Genomic DNA, 24,892 nt, shown 5'->3' with positions numbered 1-24,892 from the left:
CGCTAGGCCTTCTTCACGAACTCCGACTTCAAATTCATCGCGCCGATGCCGTCGATCTTGCAGGCGATGTTGTGGCCGTCGGTGGCATCCTGGAGTCGGATGTTGCGGACCTTGGTGCCGCCCTTGACGACCGAGGATGAGCCCTTGACCTTGAGGTCCTTCATCACGATGACGCTGTCGCCATCAGTCAGCAGATTGCCATGGGCATCGCGCACGCCCGCCTCCTGCGGCGCATCCGCCGCAGCGCCGGCCGTAGCGCTCCATTCATGGGCGCATTCCGGGCAGACCCAGAGATCGCGGTCCTGATAGGCGTGCTCCGACTGGCAGTTCGGGCATTTCATGGCGTCGGGCATGGCAGGTCTCGTCTCGGGTGGCGTTGCGCGGCGCACCGTAGGGGCGGAACCGGAGAATGCAAGGGAAAGCTGGGGCGTGCGCGGGCAGGCGGCTGCCTGCCGGTGCGATGTCACCGAAACAGCGCGACGAAGATGACGTAGAGCCAGCCCAGGATGCCGTGGATGATCGCCCACAGGATCGAATGGTTGTTTGTGTAGGAGATCGCGATGGCGAGCGCCGAGCCGAAGCCGACGCCGTATTTCGCGCCCTCGACGCGGACGCCGTAATAGCGGTTGCCGTTCATGGTGATATCTCCCCGATCGTGGAATGGGCGCAAGCGTATGCGATGTCCGTCATCTTCGCGATGGGCATCGCGTCACCCATCCCGTGAGTCCATGATTCCGTCAATGCCGGCCGCTGTGACTTGAGGTGCATCAACCCCATTGCGCGAGCCGCTCACTATCCTTCTCGAGGAAGATCTGCGGAGGGCGCGATGGACGATCTGATCAGACGAAAGATCCAGACCTTGCTGGACCAGCACCGTACCATGCGGATCGCGACGCTGCGGCCGGACGGCTGGCCGCAGGTGACCACCGTCGGCTACGCGAACGAAGGCTTCACCATCTATTTCCTGTGCGGCATCGACAGCCAGAAGGCGCAAAACCTGTCGCGAGACGATCGGGTCTCGCTTGCGATCGATGACGACCCGGCGCAGGTGATGGAGATCACCGGCGTGTCCATGGCGGCGCGGGCCCGAATCCTGACCGATCCGGCCGAAGCCGAGAAGGCGATCGGCCTGCTGATGGCACGCTATCCGGAACAGAAGGCCACCGGCCTCGCCGTGCCGAAACCGTCCGAGGTTCGCCTGATCGCGCTGACGCCGACGGTGATCTCGCTGCTCGACTATTCCAAGGGATTTGGCCACACCGACCTTGTGGCGTGCTGAGGGAGCTGCCCTGCCGCGATCCGCTCTCTTGATGCAGGTCAACCTGGTCCGCTCGCACCGACCTACGCTTCGAGTTACGCAGCAAGGGCGAGGTGAAACCATGTCGCGCAGCGTTCGAATCTATATCGGCCTCGGCATCCTGATCCTGTTGTCGTTGCTGTTTCTGTTCAGCGTCGTCCACACGGCCGCGGGGGCATCGAGGCCTTCCTCACGCACGGCAGAGGAAGGACATCGCCTGGCGCAGGCGTGGTGCCAGACGTGCCACGCCGTGGAGCCGCACATGGCCGGATTCTTCGACCTGGCTCCGAGCTTCCAGGCCATCGCCGATCGGAAAGGAACGACCGCGCTGTCGCTCAAGGTGTTCTGGCGGACCAGCCACCAGAACATGCCCAATCTGGTGATCTCGCCGGAGCAGGCCGAGGCGCTGTCGAGCTACATTCTGAGCCTGAGAGGCGATTGAGCGCGCTCCCGGCAAAAATGTCGAAAACAACCCCATGCACAGTAGAAATTGCCAGCGATTTCAATGGTTCTGAAATACCGAAGTGAATTTGACCCGTCGGGCAAGACAGGGTATGATGGCACGGTCGGCAGGTGCAACGGCTGAGGGCTCGCAGCCCGCCGCGAACCGCTCACGGGTCCACGAGCCCGCCACGCGAACCGCAACTAGGACAGGTTGAGCGCCGATGACATCGATCATCGCTGCGTGCCGCGCCCGAAATTGGGAAAAAATGGCAGAGCTGAGGCTGTCAACGGCAGATCGGGTTAGGAGGCCGCTTACCCACGGAATACACTGATCGCCGTTTGGGGTTCGGGGTCATGTATTGGGAGGGACTGATCATGGCAAGTGTTGAACAATTGCGCAGACGGGACGGGGTGAACCTGGTCCAACTCGAGGCGGACATTGCATCGGTCCGCGCGGGAAGCTCGATCGCTTCAATTGCTCTTCCTGATTACGTCGAGCACACCGAGGGGGTCACGCGGGTCGGCGCGCTCAGTGCAGAGGCGGTGGTTCGCGACTATGAGTCCGCTGCAAAGGAGATCGAGGCCATGGGCGCCGAGCTGATCGACGCCGCGCAAAAATGCGAGGCGCTGACAGCCCAGGTCCACGATGCCATTGCCTTCATGCGCGAAACGGCGGCGGGGTATCGTGAAGAGGGGCGGAAGATCTTCAAGCGCATCGAGGAATGCGCGCTGTTCACGGAAGACGTCCGCAGGACATGCGAAGAGGTCAAGCGTCGCATGAAGGACGTCTCGGTCGGCGAGGCCCCCGATCCGGATGAGGAGCTTGCAATGCCAGAGCGCGAGCTGACCGGGATCGCGGCCAAGGTGTCGGTGTGCGAGGTCCGGTGAGGCGGGCGTAGAGCGTCGTTCGCAGGATGGGTCGAGCGCCTGCGCTCGCCCGTCCTGCGAGCCGCCGCTCAGCCGCCCTAACGGCCTACCAATCCGGATCGCCGTAAGGGTCGGCCATATAGGGCGGCGGCATCCAGGGGCCGCGCGGCGGCGGCCTGGGCCGCCGAGGTGCGGCCGCCTGCATGTGCGGCCGTGCAGGCGCGGCCGTATCGTTGTTCACCACGCTCCGCACGACGGGTTTCGCGGCCGCAGGCGTGGACGAAGCCGTCAGTTGCGTTTGCAGCGCCTGGACCTGCGCGGCGAGGCGCGCATTGTCGGCCGCATCCTTCTCCCGCGCCGCCTTGAGCTGTTGAATGGTGTCGGCCTGCTCGCGCTGCGTCTGCTCGTTGCGGCTTTTCAGCTGCTCGAGCTTACCGTTGATGTTCGCAAGCTCGCTCGTGATGGTCTTGAGCGATTGCGCAAGATCGGACGATGACTGGTCAGGCGGTGTGGCGCCAGGACTTGGAACGCCAGGAGTTGGAGCACCAGGTGTTGGAGCGCCTTGCGTTTCCTTGCCGGGCGGCGGTGCGGGCACCGGACTTGGTTCATCCGCCGCCGCCAGATGCAGTGCCGTCGGCCGCGCCGGAGTTTCAACCGCGGCCGTTTGCCGGGGCTGACTGGCCGGCGGAGCCCATCGCGCCATGATCGACTTGCTGATCGACCTGGCCTCATCGCGGTATTGCGAAGCGAAGGCGGCACCGAGAATGCCGATCGCCAGCACGAGGCCAACCAAAGCGCGCAGCATGGTCCGATCTCCTTTCAGGCCTTGATCGCGAACGTTGCGATCCGGCGCCTTGTCCTTAGGGGGCTCGGCTGCTGTCGTACCGGCGCTGGCTTGCGAGGTCCGCAGGGCCTCGCCGCCGTGTTCCATTCCGGAAACCAGCCGGTCCAGCCGCGCAAGGTCTTCATTGGCGCTCTTGATCTGGTCGTAGGCCCGCGCCAGTCCGCCATCGGCGCGCACCTCGCCCGGCTTGTGGGCATCGGGCTTCTGGACATCAGGTTTGGGGTCGTTCGCTTCAGGCATCGATGCGCGCTCCATCCGGTCGGGCGTTCATGGGAGTGCGGCAGTCCGATCGTCGGAAGGATAGGCCTCACATTTGTCCAACACAACGCGCGTGCGAAGGAGAAATTATGGCGGGCCACGGTTGCTGAAACAGCCGTGCTCCCCCAGGAATCCCTGCGACGTGCTATGCTGTCGGGGGAGGAAGCGCCATGAGGGTCCCCACCGCGATACTCGCCCTGCTTCTTTCAAGTCCGGCCGCCGCCCAGGAGTGCCAGACATGCGCGATGGCCGACGCCTGCATGAAGGAGTACGTCAAGACGACGTCGGAGGCGCAAAGGGCGACCAGGCAGGGCATCCGGGATTGGAAGCAGAATCTGGACAAAAAGGCCTCTGCAGAACTGTCCAGCAGGGGCATACTCGCATTGCAAGACGCCATGGAGGCACAAGTTCGGACGGAGCTGGAGCGCCTGAAGGAGTGCCTGGCGAAGATCAGGTAGGGCGGGGGCGCAAAGGAGGATCCGATGAAATCGCTTCTGCTGCTCACCGCGAGCGGTCCGCTGCTCATTCTCACCTCGCACCAATCCCTGAACGACCAAAAGCTCCTTGGGGTGCTCAGGCAAAAAGGTATTGGCAAGTTCGTCGCGTTCGAGGTTCCCTTGTCGCTCGCCAGGGAGCGCTACGGCGGGCACTTTCACGCGGTCGAAAGCAATCTGCACGAGACCGATGATTTGAGAGTGCTCGACTTCAACGGCCAGCGGGTCTTTCAGCTCTTTCATTTCGAAGAGCTCGGTTCACCGATGCTGATCGAATCCTCGTGATCCGGTTTTGTCTCGCGGCATGATCCGCTTCGAAAGGTCCATCGTCCCGTTGCGGCGGCGAAAGCGATGGGTTGAGCAGGGCTGTTGTCACGATGAACAACCGTTCAGGGGAACGGGCGCTGGTTCATTTCGTTGCATTAGGAGGGCATGTTGAGAGGAGGACGACATGAAAGCAAAGATCATTGCGCTCTCTGCTGCCGTTGTCATGGCGACAGCACCAGCCGTGTTTGCTCAGGGTGTGTCGAGCAAGGCGCCAGGTCAGGAGATGCAGCAAATGGGGTCCAAGACAGGCGAGCCGGGCGCTTCCAGCTACGCTCCCGGACATAAGAAGCGTCACGCGATGCGCCACGCGAAGGCCTCGAAGACCACCAGCCCCGCCGCGACGAACGCCGCTCCAGGCCAAACGACCGGCGCGAGCACGCGGCCGACCACCGGCACGAGCACAAAGCGAGCGTACTGAAGTCCAGAGGGGACTGAAGTCCAGGCACTGACGGGACCCAACGGCACGTCGAACGTGGGACAGGTTGGGCCCCCCGGCGAAACCCGTCATGCCGAATGATGGGTATCGCTTCCGCCTTCGCTCGCGGAGCTTCGGCGGGACAAGTCCGGCTTCGCTGGCCGGGCGAGCAGTGGAGCGCGGCTTGTTTCGCAACCTGCCAGGCGCCGCAGGTTGTGAAACCCACCTCTTCAGGCCTCGTGAGCGGCAGCCGAAATCCGCCAGGGCCGAGAGCGTCATTCATGCAGGTCGAGAGCGAATTCGCTTGCCTTGCCTTGAGTCCTTTTGCACTCTCGTCGCAAGGAGACCAACGCATGAAGAAAATAGCCGTCGTGTGCGCTCTCGGAACGGCGCTGGTGCTGTGCAACCTCGGGATATCAGGCGCTGAAGCCCGGGCGCGGAAGGCGCAAGTCGTTCGTGCACCGCAAGAGAGGCTCATCGTCACGGCGCCCGTCCTGAGGCCAACGCCGTGGGATTACAATGTCATTCCCCGCTATCGTTATCGCCCCGAAGACGACCGGGTCGATCCCTACGGCCCGCCGATGGTGTCGTCGTATGTTCGCTATGAGGGATGGCGGTGGCCGTACTGGTGGTGAATAGTTCGCAGTTCGTAGGATGGGTAGAGCGAAGCGAAACCCATCAATAGCCGTCGTGGAATGATGGGTTTCGCAAGGGCTCTACCCATCCTACGGACTAACCGTCTACGGACTAACCGTCGCCATCCGCCGCCAGCCGCAGAAACTGCCGCTTCATCGCATTGACCCTCGCGACATAGCCCGCGACGAGGTGATCGCCGCAGCGCGCGCCGGCCACCATCTGAAACTTGCGGCGCGCAAAGGCGGTGGCGGGACCCGCGCCGCAGAGATGGATGAAGGCGGCCAGATCCTGCTTCTGCTGTGCGGTTGCCTTCACATCGCCCGCGAGGCTGAGGACCATGGCCACCTGGCGATCCAGATACGCCGACGCCAGCTCGATGGCGTGGCTCGGGATCGCGCGGATGTAGAGGAAGGTAGAACCGCAGCCGGTCTCCGTGACCGTGTTGCCGCGGACACAGAACCGCGCGGCTTCAGCCAGGGCCGGATCGGTCATCTGGAAGAGGCCGACGGCGCTGGAGGCGGGCCGGTAGATCGCGAGTGGATTGAGGCTCAATCGCCAGCGCCAGTAAGTGCGCGCCACCGGATTGCCAGAACTCTCGACCTGCGCCAGCGCGGCCAGCAATTCGGGCGTGATCGTCGCGGTGGAATAGGTGCGGAAGAGCGGCCCGTATTGCCGCCAGGTCCCGGCCGGCTGCTTGTCGAGGGCGTCGCCGACAAGGACAAACAGCTCGGTCGGCTTGCGGATGACGTGATAGGCGATGTTCAGAATCGCGATAGCCGCAAGCAAGATCGCCGCGATGCCGGCGATCCGAACCGTGCGCGGTGCGCGCGCGAACGTCTTGCGCACCCACCGAGTGCCCCGCCGGAGGCTGCGAAGGCGGGGGACGAGGCGACTGCTTTTTCTTGGCATGGGTCTTGTGGGGAGCGGGTAGGACGGGTTGAGCCTTGCGTCGCGCAAGTCAGGTACATAGCCGAAATCGGTGTGGTTCTCGCTGATGCCGATGAAGGTAAGCGTGACAGCTTCACTGTCCCGTCATGACCTCGGCAGCCAGATCGCGGCCCGCATTGTTCTAAATCAACAAACCCATTCATTGGCGACTTACGTTGACGAACCGTTCCAGTCCAGGAGGGAGTGTGGTCATGTCGCGCCGAACCATCGTTTCACTTACCGCATCCGTCATCATTGGCATCGCCTGCATCGTGACCGTTTCGACGGACGCCTTCGCGTATCGAAGAGGCGTTGGGGTTGGTCGCGCTGGTGTTTATCACGGCGGTGTCTATCGCGGTGGCGTCTATCGTGGTGCAGCCGTGCGCCGTGGAGTTGCCGTGGGCGTCGGAGCTGCTGCGGTTGGTGCTGCTGCTTACGGGGCTTACGGAGCCTACGGTGGCTATCGCCGCTGCGGCTACGAACCTTACCCCCCTTGCTACTAGCCGGTCTTGGCGCAGCGGCCACCGAGTAACCGGTTGCGCCGGGCTTGGTGGCGGTGACAGTGCATTCAATCTAAGTTGATGGGCCGGTTAAGTGCACTGTCACTGTAGTCGCAGAAATTCTGGAGCCGACAATCAATAGCGGCCGCCGTTGCCCTTTTGCTGCGTGATCCAGTCCGACAATGTTTTCCGTGTCGATTCCGCAGTCCGGTCCAGTGATGCCTTCGGATTGCCGCGGACGCCTTTCGCCGGACGGGGGCGTGGCGCTTCCGTTGCGTTGACGCCCTTCAAGGCAGCAGTCGATGCCTCTGCGGCTTCCTTCTCGAGGCGCAGCTTTTTCAATCGCGCCATCTTGATGCGCTCTGCCTCGACTTCGGGTCCTTCGGACAGCCGCGGCTTGTGTTGAGCAAGCTCGGCCGGGACCAGGACACCGATAATGGTTGTCTCACCGAGCGCCTTGCAGGCTTCGAGCCGATGCAGTCCCTCGACCAGAACGAGGCGGTCTCCGTCGAGCCGAACGGAAATGGGGGCCTGTTGTCCGATGTCCAGAATACTTTCCGCGATCTCCCCGACGATCTCGGGCTTGATAGCTTTCTTCTGCTTCGTGGGAACGAAGATCTTCTCGATCGGGAAGCTCTCCGGTTTGGGCATAACTTGACTCCGCTTCTACCGGGCCCGTCGGAACCCATGCCGGTGGGTTGGGAGTTTAGGAGGGAAGAGCTCGACCGCAAAGGCTATTTCGGCGGTAGAGCATTGATGAGCATCGAAGCCGGAACCAATCTGCGATTACGGCGACAGTACACTTAATTGACGCCGCCCACCAAGCGCGAGCCGAAGCCGCAGATCGGCGGGACGGAGCGAGTGAATTTAGTGCACTGTCACCGTAATTTGGATCACGTAGGATGGGTAGAGCGTAGCGAAACCCATCGATTGCCGCGATCGAATGATGGGTTTCGCAAGTGCTCAACCCATCCTACGAGCTAACCGCAGCGCGCCCCAAAAAAGTCATACCGCAATTGTGAATTGCTCCACAGACGGCGGCCGTCCAGTCTGTTTATCTGCCGCCAACCGGCCCCTCGTGCGCGCGTTTGGCCTTGCGCATCTGGCGCCTTCGTTCTTCGAAATTTCTGGGTGATCGCTATGGGCGTTTTTTATCGCACGGCCATGCTTTGCAGCTGGTTCATCGAGTCCACCATGAGCGGGTGTACCGAGAGATTTCGCGTGCGCTGAACAAGGCGCACAGAAATTTTCCCGAGGCCCCGCCGGTGACGGACGGGGCTTTTTCATGTTCGCAATCTGCCCATTCCGCCCGGCGGAGCCTTCGCGAGAAGGAGGCAGGGTCATGTGGGAGTATTTTGGACCCGATTTCGCTTTCGACGTGGTGAAAGGAATGGTCGCCGGAATAGCCTCAATGGCATTTCAGGTCGTGGCACCACGAACCTTTCGTGCCGCAAAGCAGTTTCGCGCGCGCTGGGTTGCGAGGAAGGCGGCGAGGCGAGCTGCGAGACGGGCACGCTGCAATGCGGTGGCCAATGATGAGCGGTGAGGAGCGAGTGGCCCGGATGGAGGTTGTGGGGCATCCGGGCTACGCTTGCGGGAACCTCACGCAGATGGAGCCGGCAAAACGCGAGTCAGCGCAAGAGCGATCCGACGCATTAAGCGGATGAGGTTGCTGAAATGAGAAGGGCGGCCTTTCGGCCGCCCTTTGCATATGTCCGGATCTAACGATCCTCGAGACGTTCTACCCCCTCACGAACACCCCGTCGTGCTTGCGCAGTTGTATTACTAGTGCTCAAACATTCGTGTGTATGTAGAGACACTTAGGTCTCGGCATATTTCTCCACGATATTCCGACCTCAGGTAAGTCGGAATATCACTTCGACGAGATCCAGGACGTCAAAATCACGAAGGACATGCTGGATCTCGCCAAGCACATCGTGAGCCAAAAGTCCGGACGCTTCGAGCCTGAGAAGTTCGAGGACCAGTACGAAATCGCTTTGATCGATCTCATCAAACAAAAACGCGCTGGTAAGCCGATCGTGCCGAAGGAGCGGCCGAAGGGTGAGAACGTGGTCGACCTGATGGAGGCGCTGCGCAGAAGTGTCGGGCGCGAGGCCGCGCCGGCGAAAGGCGCCAAGCTCGCCAAAAAGCCGCGCAAGGCGTCGAGCGGGCAGAAGGAAATGCTGATGCCGATCGAGGGCAAGAAGCCCAAGGTGGCGGCGGCTAAGAAGCCTGCGGCCAAGTCGCAGCGGAAGTCGGCGTAGTGCTCCTTGAGTGAACAACCCGCCAGATGCGCGCTAACTCCTAGTCCTCCTTCGAGAGACACTCGGGGCAAGCGTCGCCAATGCCGTCGAGGGCATGGCGAACCTCCGCGATGGCCGTCTGGGGCGACACGCCGGTCGGCGGATCCTGGCGGACGATATCGAACGCGCGCTCATGCGCATGTGGATCGGCCCGATCTTGCATCCAGCCGTGCGTCTCGCACTCGCGGATAGCGCCGGCTTCGTTCAACACGGAGATCGCCCAGCCGCGCAGCGTCCGGATCGTCGGTGGTCTTGTCTCCTTCGTCATCAGCACCGAAATGGCTCCTGCGGGGACGAAGCCTTTACATTCCTCCCTCAGTCCGAGCGGCTAGCACAGCCAGCGATTCAAGATCGCAAGAGCTGGCGCTTTTCCACCTGTTCCGCTGGCCTGTGCAAAAGCTAGGCGGCCAGCGCAGGGTCTTCCTTCTCGCTCCTTGCGACGATCTTGAGTGCGCCGTTCGGCAGCGGGCGTTGCAGCGCCTTGGCCTCTTCCCAGGGAGCGCGCAGCCATCGAGCTTAATGAAGTCTGGTTGGGTCAAACTGCGACCTGGCGGGGAGGGCAGGTTATGGCGCAAAGCGGACACTCATTATCCGCCTCGATCGCATTGGCAAGACCTAGCTCAAATTGAGCCCATGATGGATTGAGCGGAAGCTAAAATTTTTCGGGAAGCGGTGACGGCCTTTTCCTCCGGCGTCTCATTATCAAAGGCCAGTGGTCGGATCGACGTGCTCCAGTCGATTGATGCGATGCCGATGGTGCCGCCCGCTTCCTACCGGCGCGACTCAATCGGACGCGAGGCGGGCCGCTATGAAGTGGGTCACCTTGGGCTCGCCCGCAGCGCCAAACTCGCGGATAGCATCCTGAACGACCTTGTCTGCGTTCGTCACGCGCTGATGCTGTCGGAGATGCTCAAGCCAAGAGGCCACCATGAACGTTTCCAGGAAGCGCCCGCTCGCCGCGGCATCCTCAAAGACGTCCCACGAATAGGCGCCGTCCCGCTGGCGTTGCTGGCCCAGGTCTCGGATTGCGGCGAGGAAACCGTCACGCTTCTCCGGATTGATCTGATATTCGACCGTGATCAGTACCGGCCCGCGGTCGGCATCCGCGTCGACCGCCAGCACGGGGGCCGGCCAATGCATGGAGGGCGCGAGGTCCACCCCCTGGCCGCCCTGCAGCTTCCAGCGCCAGGTCAGCGCGATACCCGCTACCGCTCCGGCGGCCGCGATGAAGTGCGCCGCGGGCAGGCCGAATGCCGAGGCAAGCTGCCCCCACAGCGCGCTGCCGGCGGTCATCGCGCCGAAGAACACGGTCACGAACATGGCAAGCCCCCGCCCGCGCACCCAATCGGGCAGGGACATCTGAACCGAGACGTTGAGGCTCGCGAGAACGGCGATCCATGACATGCCTGCGAGGAGGCAGGCCGCGAAGCCGATCGCGGAATAACGTGCGACACCGAGCAGGACCAGGCAGGCGGCCGTGCCGAGCGTGCCGGCCGAGACGAGCCGGTCGGGTCCTAGAACCGCCTTCAGCCATGGCAGCGCAAATGCGCCGCCGACGGCACCGATGCCGATCGCGCCGAGCAGAATGCCGTAGAGTTCGGGACCGCCCGCGATCTGATTGCGCGCGACGAGCGGGAGCAGAGCCCAATATGCGCTGGCGAAGAAGAAGAACGCCACCGCTCGTATGAGAGTCGCGCGCAGATCGAGGTTGTATCGCGCATGCCGAAAGCCGATCACGAGGGCTCCGGTCAGGCGTTCCGGCGGAAGGCTGCTTCCTTGCGATGTCGGTGGGCGCCACCAGAGCAGGGCGCCGATCACGGCGAAGTTGCTCAATGCGTTGATCCAGAACGGCGCCGCGATGCCTAGTACGCCGATCACGATGCCACCGAGCGCCGGTCCGATTGCCCTGCTGATATTGACACCGACGCCGTTGGTCGCCACTGCCGCAGCCAGGTCTTGCTTCGGGACGAGCTGCGGCACGATTGATTGCCATGCGGGCGCGGTGAAAGCCGAGCCCGCACCGAGGAGGAATGTGAACAACAGCAGGATCGACGGATTGATCAGGTCGAGCCAGACCAGAACCGCGCTCACCGTCGCGACGACGGTGAGCAGGATTTCCGATCCGATGAGAAAGCGGCGCCTGTCGACGGTATCCGCCAGCGCGCCGGCCGGTAGCGCGAACAGGAACATCGGAAGGCTGCTCGCGACCTGGACCAGGGAGACCGTGAGTGGATCCGGATTGAGGCTCGTCATCAGCCATCCGGATGCCGCGTTGTACATCCAGGTGCCGACATTGGCGACGACGGTCGCGATCCAAACCACCGTAAACGCCTTGTGTCGGAACGCGATCCAGGGCGACGCGCTCTGCGTTTGATTTTCGTCAATCTTTGTCATGTGCTTTGCTGTGGCAAATCGCATCCTTTCGCTCTGGCGCAACGAAGGATCGCAAGGTGCAGGGGATCGGCTGGAAGCGAGGCTGCACCACCTAGGGCGAAGGATGGATCATGTCTCGCGCATATGCGAGGCCAATTCCGTACCCGCCGCCATGGGTTTCCACGATAGATCGAGCTCCGTCGTAAGTTTCCCGACGCGTCCAGTCCCGCTGAAATTCCAGAAGAACCTGGATCCATGACGTCATATGTGCGCCTGCGTCGCTCATGCGTCGCAAGGCGAGATCATGACTCACGGGAGTGAGACCACCGCACGCGTCGCCAACCACAAAAACGTCAAAGCCCTCCTGAAGCGCTGAAAGTACCAGAAACGAGACGCAGGCTTCGGTCAGAAGGCCAGAAACGATCAGCCTTCGCTTGCCTGTTTGAAGGACCGCTGTTCGAGCCGCGTCGTCTTCCCACAAGTTCATATTCCGGCGCTCGATGGGGTGGATATCCGGAAGAACCTCCCGAATTGCCGCCATTAACGGACCGCTGTAGACCTTGGAGGCCGACGTTGATGCGACAATCGGTAACCCAAACACCTTGGCGGTCCGCGCGAGCGCAATCGTGTTGTTGAGAAGCGCCTGACGGTCGATCGATCCGACGCCGAATGCGAGGCCCGCCTGCTGATCGATCAGCAGGAGAGCACAATCGCTGGGTTGCAGTAGGGTCTTACTGTCGCTCATGACTTGAACCTCACTCTCCGAGTTGCGCTGTTGAGTTCTCGGGGGTCCCAAGTTCGTCGAACAGACGGCAGTCGGGCAGCGTATATGAACAGGTCTCGCAGTTCTTGAACAATTGGACTGCACGGTTCAGGCAGCAAGCCCTTCCCTGTATTGGCCAGCAGTCGCGAGCCCGGCCGGTCCGGTCGATCGCAGTCGGCAGGGTTTCTCTTAAAGAGAATCCCGATACACTTTGGGCGTGCACCCGACCAGTTGCAGGAAGACTCTGTTGAAGTGGCTCTGGTCTGAAAACCCGCAAGCCAGGGCCGCTTCGCTAAGGGATATCGCCTTATCCCTTAGCAGCTTCCTCGCCACGTCCACCCGCCGCATCGACAGCCATCTCCGCGGTGTCACGCCGGTCGAGCGCGCGAATGACTTCGAGAAGGAGGCGGTGGGCATGTGACAGGTCTTTGCGATCTCAGCGATGGTGATACGACCGTCCAGGCTCGCATCGAGCAGTTCCTCGACTCTCCTCAGTTGCCAGGGCGCGAGGACGCCCGCCGGCTTTCGCCCCGCCAGTGGCGTGGGACCATAGGCCCCCGCGACGTAGGCCATGATGGAAACCGCAGTTTGATCCAACCCGAGCGTATCGACCTCATTCGGGCGTTCAAGCATCGGGATCAAGAGCTTCGCAAGCATCGGTATCACGGGATCGTCCACGCTTTGCCCGAGACGGGGCGATAGCGAACGAGGTGCAGGTAACCCGTCTTCCTCGGCAATTCTTGCGATCGACTGCTTCGGGATACAGAGGTGGAGACTGTCGAGAGGGCTTTCGATGTACGCCCGCGTGTCGCATTCAAGATCGTAGAACTCGAGGGCCCCCTTGCGATGGACCGGGTTGTTGATCCCTTTTCCATCGAGCCATAGCGCTGATTTCGGACAATCAAGCAGTTGCCAGACGACGACAAAAGTCTCCTCCGGCGGTATTGGATCGGTCATCCCGAGGCCTTCGGTGTCGCGCGATATGCGCACCGCCGAAAAACTGCCGACGTTCTCGATGCTGCGCAGCACGAGGCTCGGGCTTTCGAGCCGGAAATGTTGCGGCGCGTTGACGAGGTAGGATTGGGACGTCACGACACCCAGTTCTTTTCCGAGGCGAAAGATGCGAGCGGCTTATCGTGTCGATGGATTCGGCGCCACTCCGCCGGCGTGGCTCCCGTTATGTCATGGAAGACGCGGGTAAGATGACTTTGGCTGGCGAAACCCGTGGCAGCCGCCACGTCGGCAAGTGCCACGCCGTCAAGTATGAGCGATTTCGCCTTATCGATGCGCAGCTTGAGTTGCCATCTATAAGGCGGCAGCCCGGTAGACGCCTTGAATGCACGGACGAAATGGCTCTCGGAGAGCCCAACACGCTGTGCAAGTTCGGACATCGTGACGTCTGCGGATAAGTTTCCGATCAGGAAATCCTGAGCCTTGCGCAACCGCTCGCGAGAGAGCCCGCCGACAGCGAAGGTGGACCCAAGTTCGGCAAAACGGGCAATCATCGCCAATGCAATGGCCGATACAAACCTTCTTCCATGGGTTCCTACTTCGAGAGCGTGAGCCAGCCGAGCGGAGCACTGGAGGATCGCCGGATCCTCGGTCATCCACCTAGGGCCGGATTTCTCCAGGTTCGATCTGACAAGACCAGGTGCCGAAGAGAGATCGAACTGGATCATGAGGCGACGATGCAGCGTGATCGGTCCGAACCACTCCCAGGCCGAAACGCCGGCCGGCACCAGGCTGGCGTGGGCGCCTCCATGTGCAACTTCTGACTGACGCCGAGACGATCCGATCTGGGTTCGCCCCCCGACCTCCTCAAGGGAGACGTGCACGATGGTGCGCCCGCTCGTTAGCTCCACGACGCCCTCCTGTTCGCCGCGACGCGAAGTGAGGGTGGCGGTCATCCCGTAGCAAGAATATTCCAGTGTCCCACTGGGGTCGGTGGGGTGACGGGCCTCGGCCGGCATATGAGCTTTTCCATGGAACCGCCTGTCGCGGCACGCTAGGGCATTATTCCGGCGAGCGAAACTATACCAGTGTTTAGTGGAACCGGCGACGCTTCACTGCCCTCCAGCCCAGTGCTTGAGTTGGGTGAGAGGCGCGGAGGTCCTGCCGCACAGAGGTGTCCCGGAAGCCGCTTCCGGGTGGGCCCGGAGACGTTGTCGCGACAAAATCCGTCCAAAACTATCGAATTCTTTCAATACGTTCGCAAGGTCGAGTGCGAGCATTTGGTGGTCTTGACGCCTTACGGCTTCGCGACCATATCCGGACGGTCGAGGGCGCCGATGCTCTTCACCAACCCCCCGGTAACGCATCGTTCGCCTGGAGAACTGTGTCGCCCATGACCGCCCCGCATGACCAGTCCCAGGCGCCATCGGCCCTGAGGAATCACGCAGACGTTCCTGTGTGGAAGCGTCCGTTCGTCCCGACGAGGCGGGAAGGCGCGACGGTGAAAAGCCTCCATTCCCGATCCTGGAACGGGCTCACTGCCAGCGTGACCGAACTTGTCTGCGCCAAGTCGTACTGCGCAGACCTGTGTTACGATTGCGCCCGGCTGTCGATCATGCTCGACCTCGACGGCAACGTTCCGGAAATGCGTAGCGAGAAGAGTCGGAGCGGCCCGGATCCGGCGAATACCATCCACAACATGAACTTTACGCCCGCCAAGACGGAAATGTGGGCAATCTGGAACAAGACGCGCTACACGCGCCACATCTCGTTCACGTTCGCAGATGACGCGCTCAAGCAGTTGGTGGACGAGGAAGTGAGCCCGTCCGCACTCGCTCCGCGTCCGTTGTTCTACGATCCCGCGCTTTTTCATATCGCACGGCTCTTCGAAGCCGAGGTCGGTCGGGGAGAAGACTCTCCGCGGCTGTACGGAGACAGTTTGTCGGTGGCGTTGCTCCTGCGCCTCGCGGCCGCCGGAGATGCGTACCGTACTCCGGCCAGGGGCGGGCTGCCGCCCCGGCGCCTGCGGATGGTCACCGACTATCTGCAAGAACATCTTGCAGACAACGTCGGTTTGCTCGAACTCGCGAACATCGCTCAGCTGTCGCGGTCGCATTTCTGCCGGGCTTTCCGAGTGTCCACCGGTCTGTCGCCTCACCAATGGCTGGTCATCGCGCGCATAGAGAAGGCGAAGGAACTGCTGGTATCGGATAAGCTTCCGATCGCTGACATCGCGGTCCTCACGGGATTTTCCGACCAGGCGCATCTGAGCCGGCATTTCAGCCGGATCGTCGGTTCGAGCCCCGGCGCGTGGCGCCGCCAGGTAGCCCCCTAGTCCGGATCGTTCGAGCAAGCGCTTCGCCGACTGCAAGCCCTGTCCCGGCAGGGCCACGCTCCGGAGCCTATCAGCGGAAGAGCGCCGAAAGGAAAATCCGGGCCATGAGTTCGTCCCGCTTGCGGATGGCTCGGCTGCGCGGCACCCACTCGCAAATCACGCGAGCTCCCGCTTCCACCAGGCATTTCTCGATCTGGAGCGCGGCTCCGTTTGCCGATCCAGCGCCTTTTGGCGACGCCAGCAGCACGTCCATCTCTTCAAGGCTCGTCGCCGGCGACCGCATGATGCGAGTCGGATTGATGATGACGGCAGCGCTTATCGCATCTGCATGGCACGCGATCAGATCGAGCGCAGCGTCCGCTCCTTCGGCGTGACCGACCACGACCACCGGCACCAGAGTGAGCTCGTGCGTGTGCACTGCATTCCGAATCGACAGGGCTAGACCATCTGCAAAATCTCTCGATTGAGTCTCGCCGCTGCCGATGAAGTGAGGGATTGGCGCTGCTAGAATTCCCGAGCCGGCGCTGGCGGATCTGCAGAAATTCAACAAGCCAAAGGGTCTGTCTGCCCGTCCTGGGATGGCCAGCAGCAAGGGCGCGCTTTCGTCGCTCCCAGGATGGAACCGGCAAATAGTTTCCAATCGCTCCAAGGACACGCCTCTCGCGCAATTCGATGTCGTCTGGTGCCCGGACAGTCGTCTCCGTCCCGCACAAATGGCTACATCCACTGTGGGGTATTTGGTCGTGGCTGTATCGTGCAAATTGAGAAAGACAGGCGGAACGTGAGCCGTTCGTCCAAAATTCGCATCGTTCGGTAGCGACCGCCGGTCGCATCCCGTAATATCACTTCGCTCCAAGAGCATACGCCCTCGTTCCAGTCGAGGCGGCCGCAGCGGAGTTGCACATGTATTCCCGATAGCAAGCATACGCCGTTCGCGGCGATTGCATGGACGACTCGGGCGCACCCGGTTTCGTCGCTCCGCATCGCACCCAGTTTCCACCAGCCCGCTCGCATGAGCGATCCATGACGACATGAAGGAGATCAAAATGTCGAAACTCGAAATGCTCACCCCCGACAACAGCGCCATCGCACTGATCGACTATCAGCCGGCGATGTTCCAGGGCGTTCAGTCGCATGACCGTCTGGTCACGATCAATAACGTCCAGATCCTCGCAAAGGCCGCCAAACTGTTCAAAATCCCGACCGTGCTGACCACGGTGGCTAGGGATTCGTTTTCCGGACCGTTCATTCCGGAAGTCACCTCGCTGTTTCCGAAGCACGATGTCATCGACCGCACGTCCATGAATTCCTGGCTCGATGCAAACTTCCGAAAGGCGGTGGCCGCCACCGGTCGCAAGAAATTTGTGCTGGCCGGTCTCTGGACCGAGGCCTGCGTGATCTTTCCGACCTTGGACATGCTGAAGGAAGGTTATGAGATCTACATTGCCGCCGATGCTTGCGGCGACCTTTCGCTCGAAGCCCATAACCGCGCTGTGGAGCGCGCCATCCAGGCGGGAGCGGTCCCCATCACCTCATCGCAGTACGCCTACGAGCTTCAGCAGGACTGGGCGCGCACCGAGACCTACGAAGGCATGATGGACATCCAGCGTGCGCATTCGCCGTACGGAATTCAGATCCGGTTCTCGAAGTGGGCGCTGGGCGAACACGCATCGGAGGCGGGACCCAAGTAAGGGCCCGGCTTGCTCATGAAGATTTATCTCCTGTCGCTCGGCGCGGGCGTTCTCGTCGGGGTGATCTACAGTCTCCTCAACGTCCGCTCGCCCGCGCCCCCTCTGGTGGCCCTGGTCGGCCTCCTCGGCATTCTCGCCGGCGAGCAGATTGTCCCGGTCGCCAAGCAGATGGTTGCGGGTCACGGCCTTGCCGCCGCATGGCGGCAGGCGAAGTGCGCGCCTCACATGTTCGGCATGCTGCCTGGGCGGCATGCCGACGAGGCTAAGGAAACCACTAACGTCGCGGAGAAAGCATCATGAACGCTCCCGATACTATCTTCCACCGTGGCCTCTTCACCACGCTCGACCGTTCCAACCCGACCGCAAGCGCGGTCGCCATCAAGGATGGCGTCTTCACCGCGGTCGGCCACGACAGCGAGGTCATGAAGCTGGCCGGGCCTTCGACCAAGGTCATCGATCTGAAAGGGCGCCGCGTCCTGCCGGGGTTGATCGACAATCACCTTCACATCATCCGCGGCGGGCTCAACTTCAACATGGAGCTCCGCTGGGACGGGGTGCGCTCGCTGGCCGACGCGATGGACATGTTGAAGCGGCAGGTCGCCGTCACGCCGCCGCCGCAATGGGTGAGGGTGGTCGGCGGATTCACCGAACACCAGTTCGCGGAGAAGCGGCTGCCGACGATCGACGAACTCAATGCCGTCGCGCCCGACACGCCGGTCTTCCTGCTGCACCTCTATGATAGGGCCATACTGAACGGCGCCGCCCTTCGTGCGGTTGGCTATGCGAAGGATACGCCTGAACCGCCGGGCGGCGAGATCATGCGAGACGCCAATGGCAATCCGACGGGCTTGCTGCTGGCGAAACCGAACGCCAACATTCTCTACGCGACCCTTGCCAAGGGACCGAAGCTTCCCTTCGATTATCAGGTCAATTCGACCCGTCATTTCATGCGCGAGTTGAACCGGCTGGGCGTCACCGGTGCCATCGACGCCGGCGGAGGATTCCAGAATTATCCGGAAGACTACGCCGTTATCCAGAAGCTGAACGAAGAGGGCCTCCTGACGATACGGCTGGCCTATAACCTCTTCACCCAGAAGCCCAAGGGCGAGAAGGAGGACTTCCTCAACTGGACGAAGACCTCGAAGTACAAGCAGGGCGACGATTATTTCCGGCACAACGGCGCCGGCGAGATGCTGGTGTTTTCGGCGGCCGACTTCGAGGACTTCCGGGTCGCTCGTCCGGACATGCCTCCGGAGATGGAAGGCGAGCTCGAGGAGGTCGTCCGGGTCCTCGTTCAAAACAAATGGCCCTGGCGGCTCCACGCGACCTACGACGAGACGATCTCGCGGGCGCTGGACGTGTTCGAGCGGGTCAACCAGGACATGCCCCTGGAAGGGCTGCACTGGTTCTTCGATCATGCCGAGACGATCTCGGACCAGTCGATCGACCGCATCGCGGCGCTCGGCGGCGGCATCGCCGTGCAGCACCGGATGGCCTATCAAGGCGAATACTTCGTCGAGCGGTACGGGGCGGGGGCTGCCGAGGCGACGCCGCCGGTCAAGAAGATCATTGACAAGGGCGTCAAGGTGTCGGCCGGTACCGATGCGACCCGCGTTGCTTCCTACAACCCGTGGGTCTCTTTGTCCTGGCTCGTCACCGGCCGAACCGTCGGCGGATTGCGGATCACGCCCCAGCGCAACTGTCTGGATCGCGAGACGGCGCTGCGGATGTGGACCGAGAACGTGACGTGGTTCTCGAACGAAGAGGGCAACAAGGGTCGGATCGAGGTCGGCCAACTCGCCGACCTCGTCGTGCCGGACCGCGACTACTTCTCCTGCAGCGAGGCCGAGATCGCCGATACGACTTCGCTGCTGACCATGGTCGGAGGGAGGATCGTGTTCGGCGCGGGAGACTTCTCCAAGCTGGAGAGCGTCACGCCACCGCCCGCCATGCCGGACTGGTCGCCGGTCCGCCGCTTCGGCGGATACGCGGCCTGGGCTGACGACAAGGCCAAAGCAAACGAAGGCAACCTCGCCATGAAGGCCATGCAGATGTGCGGCTGCGCCAACTCCTGCGGCGTACACGGCCACAATCACGCTGCGGCTTTGTCGAGCCGGCTCCCTGTCTCCGACCTGAGGAGCTTCTGGGGCGCCCTCGGGTGCGCCTGCTGGGCGGTCTGACATGGGGTCCAAGACATCACCGAAATGGATCTCGGCGATCCTTCGCTGGCCGCTTCTCTGGCATGCGGCCAGGCTGGCCTTGGTGTCCGCCTATATCCTCGGCGGCTTTACCAAACTGCTTGACCTGGCGGGTGCCGCGGCCGAGCAGGAGCACTTCGGCCTTTATCCGGGATGGCTGTGGGCGTCAGCCGCCATCTTGGTCGAACTCTTCGGGTCTCTGCTCGTCGTCATCAACCGCTGGGTTTGGCTTGGCGCCGGCGGCCTCGGCATCCTCACGTTCGTGGCGATGCTGACCGCGAACGCGTTCTGGACCATGGGTGGCCATGAGAGATTCATGGCCACGAATGCTTTCTTCGAACATCTCGGATTGATCGCAGGCCTCGTCATCGTAACGATTCTTTCCGAGGAAGCCGTCACTCGCCCGAAGTCCGGAGCGGGATCCCAAGCCATTCAAGGAGTTTCTCGATGAAACCGACAAGAATATTGGCTCTGTTCGCGCTCGCGGCGGCTGTCGCGACGAGTACGCCGGCCATCGCAAAGGACGCAACGAAGCCCAGGGACGCGGCGGTTGCCGTTGCCCCTCAGTACGACACCACCCACGTCTACGTGACGCCCGACGACGTGGACAAGTTCGCCGCGAGTTTCTTGGCGACCTTCGGCGGCAAGAGCACAAAGCAGGTGGTGGCGACCGTGACGCCGACGCCGAGCAGCACCACGTCGCAACTGCTTCAGACGCCCGCAGGCACTGTATCGCTTTTCGGCTTCAAGACGCCGATCCCGTACCCGTTCGGCGCCGAGCGGAACGGCTACTTGGTCGCAGACATGGATGAGGCGATCAAAGCGGCGCGCGCTGCGGGCGCCGACGTGATCGTCTCCACTTTCCCGGATCCCATCGGGCGCGATGCCGTGGTCCAGTGGCCGGGCGGGGTTAACATGCAACTCTACTGGCACACGACGAAGCCCGACTATGCCCCGTTCGAGCGGATTCCGGAGAATCGCGTGTACGTCTCGCCTGACAAGGCCGCCGCCTTTACGCGGGGTTTCCTTGCGTTTTCGCGCGGGAAGATTGTCTCGGATGACGCGAAGGCGCCGGGCGTCGAGATCGGCCGGACTGACGCGACCTACAAGCGCATCCGGATCGAGTCCGCGTTCGGGAAGATGGTCGTACTGGTCACGGACGGTCATCTGCCCTATCCCTATGGGCGTGAGACGACGGGCTATGAAGTGGCCGATCTTGCCGCTACGCTTGCCAAGGCGAAGGAAACGGGCGCTACGGTACTCGTCGAACCCTACACGTCAGACGGCCGCTCTGCGGCGTTCGTCATGTTCCCGGGCGGCTACATCGCCGAGATCCACTCGCTCGCGGAGAAGAGCGCCGCGCGGGCAGCGGGCAAGTAAGGAGTGATGAGCTTGATGCCAGATCGGGCCCGTCTGCGCGGATTCTGGATCGTCCTGTCGATTGCGGCCTTCGGCGCCGGCGTCGACAGCGCGTTCGCGGATGATGGGGACGCCACGCTCCCGAAACGCCCCGCGATTCAGGCGAACCGTTGGGCGGAGGATTGGTCGGTTCTCGCCGATCCGAGACTGCGGACCGAGCCGTTCGACGAGCTCAAGTACATTCCGCTTTGGGCCACCGACCCGAAAAGTTACATTTCGCTGGGCGCTACGCTGCGGGAGCGTTTCGAGTACAACAACGCAGCGGGCTTCGGCACCGGCAACACGCCGGCGGACAGTTATCTCTTACAGCGTCTGCAGGTCCATGCCGATGTTCACTTCAACGAGAATTGGCGCGCCTTCATTCAACTCGAGGACGATCGTTCCTTCCATAAGTTCAACGTCACATCCGTCGACCAGGACCGACTAGACCTTCGTCTCGCCTTCCTCGAGTACGTCAACACGTTTTCGGGCGGGACCTTGAAGGCGCGCATAGGACGACAGGACTTCGCCTTCGACCTTCAGCGCTTCGTATCGTCGCGGGATGGTCCCAACGTCAGACAATCATTCGATGCGATCTGGGCCGACTGGGAAACCGGCGTCTGGCGCTTCATCGGTTTCGTCAGCCGTCCGGTGCAATACTTTGATGGGCGCCCCTTCGACGATACATCGAACGACAACTTCCGGTTCAGCACGTTGAGGGTCGAGCGCAAGGTGTTCGGCGATAATGAGCTGTCCGGCTATTATTCGCTCTACGAACGGAGCAATGCCAGATACCTCGACGCTTCTGGCGACGAGCACCGGCATGTCTTCGATGCCCGCTTCGCGGGCAATGCCCAACACTTCGATTGGGACCTCGAGGCCATGGGACAGGTGGGCCAGGTCGGTACGAAGGACATTCGCGCTTGGGCCGTAGGTGCGCGGACGGGATATACGTTCGCGAACGCGCCGTGGCAGCCTCGCCTGGGTGTCCAGTTCGATGCTGCCTCCGGAGACCGCCGTCCCGCGGACGGAACGCTGGGTACGTTCAACCCGCTCTTCCCGAACGGCTATTACTTCACGCTGGCCGGTTACACGGGTTACGTGAACCTGATGCACCTCAAGCCGTCCATAACCGTCAGTCCGGCGGACCGGCTGAAGGTGATGGCAGCGATCGGCTTGCAATGGCGCGAAACGACCGCCGATGCGATCTACGTCCAGCCCAACGTGCCGATCGTGGGGACCGCCGGCAAGGGAAGCAATTGGACGGGAGCGTACGGACAGTTCCGCGTCGACTACGCCTTCAACGACCATCTGACTGGAGCCATCGAAGCGGTGCATTTCGACGTCGGGGACACCATCATCCGCGCCGGCGGACACACCAGCAACTACGTCGGCGTCCAGCTTCAATACGGTTGGTGACATGCCTCGCAATATACTTTTGCTTCCGCTCCTGATGAGCCTGAATGCGGGCCTCGTTGATACCGCGGGCTTTCTCGCGCTCCAGGGGCTGTTCACGGCGCATGTCACCGGCAACTTCGTTACCTTCGGCGCGGCCATCGTGTTGGGAACATCCGGTGCCTTGGCGAAGCTGCTCGCCCTCCCAGTCTTTTGCCTTGTGGTGATCACCACTCGAATATTCAGTTTCTCTCTGCCTGCAATCGGCTTGCCGATCTTTCGTTCGATGCTGGCAATCAAGGTGTTACTTCTTGCGATAGGCGGTGCGTGTGCCGCTTACTTCGGCCCCTTCGTCCAAGGCGATAGCTGGCAGGCGATCATCACCGGCATGATCCTGGTCGCAGCGATGGCCATTCAGAACGCCGCGCACCGTATCCACATGGGCACGGAGCCTCCCAGCACCTTGATGACGGGCACGACCACCCAGATCATGATCGACGTCGCCGACGTCCTGCGCGGCGCGCCAGCGTCGGTATTGACTGTCGCGAAGCCGCGGCTCGGCAAGATGGCGGCGAGTGTGACTGCCTTTGCGCTGGGTTGCGCCGCCGGCGCCTGTCTCTACGCGAAGTTCGGGACGTGGTGTTTCGTCCTCCCGCCGCTGATCGCTTTCCCAGCCGTGTTCTTGGCTGCCGCCGAGCCGAAGTGACGCGGCAGGAGTGATCGGGAATGAAGCACCTGGCAAAAGCTTGGCCCGGTCGACGTACGTCCACCGGGCACTTGCAATGTCGGAGGTCACTCGTCAGGAGGCCGTCGCATGACGCTTCGCTTCAGCCAGCCACGCGCGGGCGAGCGCGGCATCGATCTGAGAAAGCGATGACCCCGCCGGAACGATTCGATGGTCTACCCCTTGGCTCCCGCTGTCGACAGCATGGCAGCCAGCGCATCTGTGTTGTCGGCAGTAAACGCGAGGGAATAGAAATGGGTTCCGAGACTTCCGATCCGTCGCCTCGATCCTATCCCCCGTCGGTCTCGTTCGTGCGAAGAGCCGGCCCGGTCGCCGTCGCCCCCGGCATCGCGGACACTTTCGCCCAGATCGAACAATGGCTGCTCGAAGAGGCCTCCGCCGAGCGGCAGATGATTGACCTCCTCGTCAAGCTGATCCGACAGATGAAGGCCGCCGGGTCTTCGGTCGATCGACTTACCCTGCATATAGGCACGCTCCATCCCCAGCTTGTCGGATTCGCATGGGTCTGGAACGCCGACGATGGCTTCTGCGACGAGGTGCGGGTAGCTGACGCCGCGGTCGATTCCGACGCCTACAGACTCAATCCGCTGCAGCGGATCGTCGAAACCGCCGAGTCCATCCGGCGAGAGCCGACTGAGCCGTCGTCGCAGGCGGAATTTCCCATCATGATCGAGCTCGCCGCCGCCGGCATGACCGACTACGTGGCGATTCCCTTGTCCGGTCTGGACACCCGTAATGTGATCACCATCGCGACGAAAGCGCGCGGCGGCTTCGCCGAGGCGGAGATAGATTCCTTGACCCGCCTCTTCAAGCTATTCGCGTTGCATGTGCAACGGCACAGCGAGTTGAAGATCTCCGAAAATGCGCTGGGCGCCTACCTTGGTTACGGCGCCGCCGCGAAGGTTCTCGAAGGTGCAATCAAGCGCGGCGCGGGAGACTCGATCCGCGCCGTGATTTGGATCTCGGATCTCAGAAATTTCACGAAGATGTCGGACGTTCTGGCCCCGGCCGACATGCTGGTGCTGCTCAACGCCTATTTCGAAGCGATGGCGAGCGCCGTGGCCGCTCACGGCGGCGAAATTCTCAAGTTCATCGGCGACGGCATGCTCGCGGTCTTTCCGGAGACGGTTGGCGTTGCCGAAGCGTCGCGCGCGGCCGTCTCGGCGGCAAGGGAGGCGATTGCCAGACTCGAAGCCTCCAATCGGGCCATCCGTGTCGCGTCCGACGCCGAAGACCACGCCTCGCTGCGGGCGGGCATCGTCCTTCACGAAGGTGAGGTCTTTTTCGGCAACATAGGCGCCCCGGATCGCTTGGACTTCACGGTCATCGGCGCGGCCGTCAACGAGGCCTGCCGCGTGGAAGCGCTGACCAAGACGATAGGCAGAGACCTCCTCCTGACGGAAGCCGTTGCCCGGCATCTCTCTCATGATGTCGAGCATCTCGGTGAGCACCAGTTGCGGGGCGTTTCCGCCCGAATGTCTGTGTACGGAATGGCGGGATGAGGACTTGACCCGCCCGGCGGCCAGCTTCTCTTCCACCTCGTCAGCCGGCTCTATGAGCGCGCCTCCGTCATCGTGACCACCAATCTCGCCTTCGGCGAATGGCCGAGCGTGTTCGGCGACGCCAAAATGACCACGAGCCGACAGGTGATGGACGACGTCTCCACCGACCCGCTCGTCCAGGCTCCCCGATCAATAGGCAGGGGTCGGCCTATTTATTGTCCTTTGGCGG

Annotated in this window: 27 protein-coding genes and 3 pseudogenes; 18 read left to right on the top strand and 12 right to left on the bottom strand. The window is 62.2% G+C overall.

Going from position 1 to position 24,892, the window contains the following annotated elements; translation table 11 throughout:
* Positions 1-2 precede the first annotated feature (2 nt).
* Complete coding sequence (locus tag AB5K84_RS25850) at positions 3-353, bottom strand: zinc ribbon domain-containing protein YjdM (RefSeq protein WP_038966826.1); 351 nt, start codon at positions 351-353, stop codon at positions 3-5.
* A gap of 110 nt (positions 354-463) precedes the next feature.
* Positions 464-637 carry a hypothetical protein gene (locus AB5K84_RS25845; RefSeq protein ID WP_018644642.1) on the bottom strand — a complete coding sequence of 58 codons (174 nt, stop codon included), beginning with the start codon at positions 635-637 and terminating at the stop codon, positions 464-466.
* Positions 638-826: 189 nt separating this feature from the next.
* Here AB5K84_RS25845 and AB5K84_RS25840 point away from each other — a divergent pair, with 189 nt between their 5' ends.
* The 3 genes from AB5K84_RS25840 to AB5K84_RS25830 all read left to right on the top strand — a co-directional run bounded on the left by AB5K84_RS25840 (position 827) and on the right by AB5K84_RS25830 (position 2,629).
* A complete protein-coding gene (locus AB5K84_RS25840; RefSeq protein ID WP_011087013.1) occupies positions 827-1,279 on the top strand; it encodes a pyridoxamine 5'-phosphate oxidase family protein in 453 nt (150 codons plus the stop codon).
* Between the two features lie 100 nt (positions 1,280-1,379).
* A complete protein-coding gene (locus AB5K84_RS25835) occupies positions 1,380-1,739 on the top strand; it encodes a c-type cytochrome (protein WP_038966827.1) in 360 nt (119 codons plus the stop codon).
* A gap of 377 nt (positions 1,740-2,116) precedes the next feature.
* Positions 2,117-2,629 (top strand): hypothetical protein, encoded by a 513-nt coding sequence (locus tag AB5K84_RS25830; protein WP_028171210.1) that lies wholly within the window; start codon positions 2,117-2,119, stop codon positions 2,627-2,629.
* Positions 2,630-2,714: 85 nt separating this feature from the next.
* Here the strand turns inward: AB5K84_RS25830 and AB5K84_RS25825 are convergent, their stop codons facing one another.
* Complete coding sequence (locus AB5K84_RS25825; protein ID WP_162494088.1) at positions 2,715-3,692, bottom strand: hypothetical protein; 978 nt, start codon at positions 3,690-3,692, stop codon at positions 2,715-2,717.
* Positions 3,693-3,880: 188 nt separating this feature from the next.
* On the opposite strand from AB5K84_RS25825, the gene AB5K84_RS25820 reads away from it, so the two are divergent.
* The 4 genes from AB5K84_RS25820 to AB5K84_RS25805 all read left to right on the top strand — a co-directional run bounded on the left by AB5K84_RS25820 (position 3,881) and on the right by AB5K84_RS25805 (position 5,581).
* Positions 3,881-4,168: a hypothetical protein gene (locus AB5K84_RS25820; protein WP_011087017.1), complete on the top strand. Its 288-nt coding sequence runs from the start codon at positions 3,881-3,883 to the stop codon at positions 4,166-4,168.
* Positions 4,169-4,192: 24 nt separating this feature from the next.
* Positions 4,193-4,489: a hypothetical protein gene (locus AB5K84_RS25815; RefSeq protein ID WP_028171212.1), complete on the top strand. Its 297-nt coding sequence runs from the start codon at positions 4,193-4,195 to the stop codon at positions 4,487-4,489.
* A 166-nt stretch (positions 4,490-4,655) separates the two neighbouring features.
* A complete protein-coding gene (locus AB5K84_RS25810; RefSeq protein WP_133415016.1) occupies positions 4,656-4,949 on the top strand; it encodes a hypothetical protein in 294 nt (97 codons plus the stop codon).
* A 350-nt stretch (positions 4,950-5,299) separates the two neighbouring features.
* The gene (locus tag AB5K84_RS25805) at positions 5,300-5,581 is read left to right on the top strand and encodes a hypothetical protein (RefSeq protein WP_063921618.1); all 282 of its coding nucleotides are present in this window, start codon (positions 5,300-5,302) and stop codon (positions 5,579-5,581) included.
* Between the two features lie 112 nt (positions 5,582-5,693).
* Here the strand turns inward: AB5K84_RS25805 and AB5K84_RS25800 are convergent, their stop codons facing one another.
* A complete protein-coding gene (locus AB5K84_RS25800; RefSeq protein WP_011087019.1) occupies positions 5,694-6,491 on the bottom strand; it encodes a transglycosylase SLT domain-containing protein in 798 nt (265 codons plus the stop codon).
* A gap of 653 nt (positions 6,492-7,144) precedes the next feature.
* A complete protein-coding gene (locus AB5K84_RS25795; protein WP_011087020.1) occupies positions 7,145-7,660 on the bottom strand; it encodes a ParB N-terminal domain-containing protein in 516 nt (171 codons plus the stop codon).
* 1,223 nt (positions 7,661-8,883) lie between these two features.
* On the opposite strand from AB5K84_RS25795, the pseudogene AB5K84_RS25790 reads away from it, so the two are divergent.
* Positions 8,884-9,273: pseudogene (locus AB5K84_RS25790) on the top strand (Ku protein); the annotation flags it as partial.
* A 40-nt stretch (positions 9,274-9,313) separates the two neighbouring features.
* Here the strand turns inward: AB5K84_RS25790 and AB5K84_RS25785 are convergent.
* From AB5K84_RS25785 to AB5K84_RS25760, 6 genes and pseudogenes are all read right to left on the bottom strand, one after another.
* Positions 9,314-9,586, bottom strand: a complete 273-nt coding sequence (locus AB5K84_RS25785; RefSeq protein ID WP_038966829.1) for a hypothetical protein — start codon at positions 9,584-9,586, stop codon at positions 9,314-9,316.
* Between the two features lie 125 nt (positions 9,587-9,711).
* Positions 9,712-9,822: pseudogene (locus AB5K84_RS25780) on the bottom strand (SOS response-associated peptidase); the annotation flags it as partial.
* A gap of 273 nt (positions 9,823-10,095) precedes the next feature.
* Positions 10,096-11,706 carry an MFS transporter gene (locus AB5K84_RS25775; protein ID WP_038966830.1) on the bottom strand — a complete coding sequence of 537 codons (1,611 nt, stop codon included), beginning with the start codon at positions 11,704-11,706 and terminating at the stop codon, positions 10,096-10,098.
* Between the two features lie 91 nt (positions 11,707-11,797).
* Entirely contained in the window at positions 11,798-12,430 is a 633-nt protein-coding gene (locus AB5K84_RS25770) for a hydrolase (protein WP_038966831.1), read from the bottom strand.
* A gap of 207 nt (positions 12,431-12,637) precedes the next feature.
* The gene (locus tag AB5K84_RS25765; protein WP_011087026.1) at positions 12,638-13,540 is read right to left on the bottom strand and encodes a helix-turn-helix transcriptional regulator; all 903 of its coding nucleotides are present in this window, start codon (positions 13,538-13,540) and stop codon (positions 12,638-12,640) included.
* Positions 13,537-14,355, bottom strand: a complete 819-nt coding sequence (locus AB5K84_RS25760; RefSeq protein WP_063921456.1) for a helix-turn-helix domain-containing protein — start codon at positions 14,353-14,355, stop codon at positions 13,537-13,539. Before AB5K84_RS25760 ends, AB5K84_RS25765 begins: the two co-directional genes overlap by 4 nt.
* A gap of 545 nt (positions 14,356-14,900) precedes the next feature.
* On the opposite strand from AB5K84_RS25760, the gene AB5K84_RS25755 reads away from it, so the two are divergent.
* Positions 14,901-15,734: a helix-turn-helix domain-containing protein gene (locus tag AB5K84_RS25755; protein WP_171463759.1), complete on the top strand. Its 834-nt coding sequence runs from the start codon at positions 14,901-14,903 to the stop codon at positions 15,732-15,734.
* Between the two features lie 70 nt (positions 15,735-15,804).
* On the opposite strand, the gene AB5K84_RS25750 is transcribed toward AB5K84_RS25755, so the two are convergent.
* On the bottom strand, positions 15,805-16,326 hold the full coding sequence (locus tag AB5K84_RS25750; protein ID WP_441232694.1) for a hypothetical protein: 522 nt from the start codon (positions 16,324-16,326) through the stop codon (positions 15,805-15,807).
* Between the two features lie 454 nt (positions 16,327-16,780).
* Here AB5K84_RS25750 and AB5K84_RS25745 point away from each other — a divergent pair, with 454 nt between their 5' ends.
* The 9 genes and pseudogenes from AB5K84_RS25745 to AB5K84_RS25705 all read left to right on the top strand — a co-directional run.
* Positions 16,781-17,425, top strand: coding sequence for a hydrolase (locus tag AB5K84_RS25745; RefSeq protein ID WP_038966840.1), 645 nt, complete (start codon positions 16,781-16,783; stop codon positions 17,423-17,425).
* Positions 17,426-17,440: 15 nt separating this feature from the next.
* Entirely contained in the window at positions 17,441-17,725 is a 285-nt protein-coding gene (locus AB5K84_RS25740) for a XapX domain-containing protein (protein WP_038966833.1), read from the top strand.
* Positions 17,722-19,605 (top strand): amidohydrolase, encoded by a 1,884-nt coding sequence (locus AB5K84_RS25735; RefSeq protein WP_011087032.1) that lies wholly within the window; start codon positions 17,722-17,724, stop codon positions 19,603-19,605. Before AB5K84_RS25740 ends, AB5K84_RS25735 begins: the two co-directional genes overlap by 4 nt.
* A gap of 1 nt (position 19,606) precedes the next feature.
* A complete protein-coding gene (locus tag AB5K84_RS25730; RefSeq protein ID WP_011087033.1) occupies positions 19,607-20,074 on the top strand; it encodes a DoxX family protein in 468 nt (155 codons plus the stop codon).
* Positions 20,071-21,003 (top strand): hypothetical protein, encoded by a 933-nt coding sequence (locus tag AB5K84_RS25725; protein ID WP_011087034.1) that lies wholly within the window; start codon positions 20,071-20,073, stop codon positions 21,001-21,003. The genes AB5K84_RS25730 and AB5K84_RS25725 overlap by 4 nt, the downstream gene beginning before the upstream one ends.
* A gap of 15 nt (positions 21,004-21,018) precedes the next feature.
* Positions 21,019-22,440 carry an alginate export family protein gene (locus AB5K84_RS25720; protein WP_038966841.1) on the top strand — a complete coding sequence of 474 codons (1,422 nt, stop codon included), beginning with the start codon at positions 21,019-21,021 and terminating at the stop codon, positions 22,438-22,440.
* Between the two features lies 1 nt (position 22,441).
* Positions 22,442-23,122: a YoaK family protein gene (locus AB5K84_RS25715; RefSeq protein WP_011087036.1), complete on the top strand. Its 681-nt coding sequence runs from the start codon at positions 22,442-22,444 to the stop codon at positions 23,120-23,122.
* Between the two features lie 272 nt (positions 23,123-23,394).
* A complete protein-coding gene (locus AB5K84_RS25710) occupies positions 23,395-24,663 on the top strand; it encodes an adenylate/guanylate cyclase domain-containing protein (protein ID WP_038966835.1) in 1,269 nt (422 codons plus the stop codon).
* 15 nt (positions 24,664-24,678) lie between these two features.
* Positions 24,679-24,801 (top strand): annotated as a pseudogene (locus tag AB5K84_RS25705) (ATP-binding protein); the annotation flags it as partial.
* Positions 24,802-24,892 lie beyond the last annotated feature (91 nt).

It is taken from the genome of Bradyrhizobium sp. 1200_D9_N1_1 (genome assembly GCF_052075915.1).
In the GTDB taxonomy this organism is placed as follows: Bacteria; Pseudomonadota; Alphaproteobacteria; order Rhizobiales; family Xanthobacteraceae; genus Bradyrhizobium; species Bradyrhizobium diazoefficiens.
The sequence above is the reverse complement of the archived record's forward strand: the minus strand, read 5'-3'. Positions and strand labels throughout refer to the sequence as shown.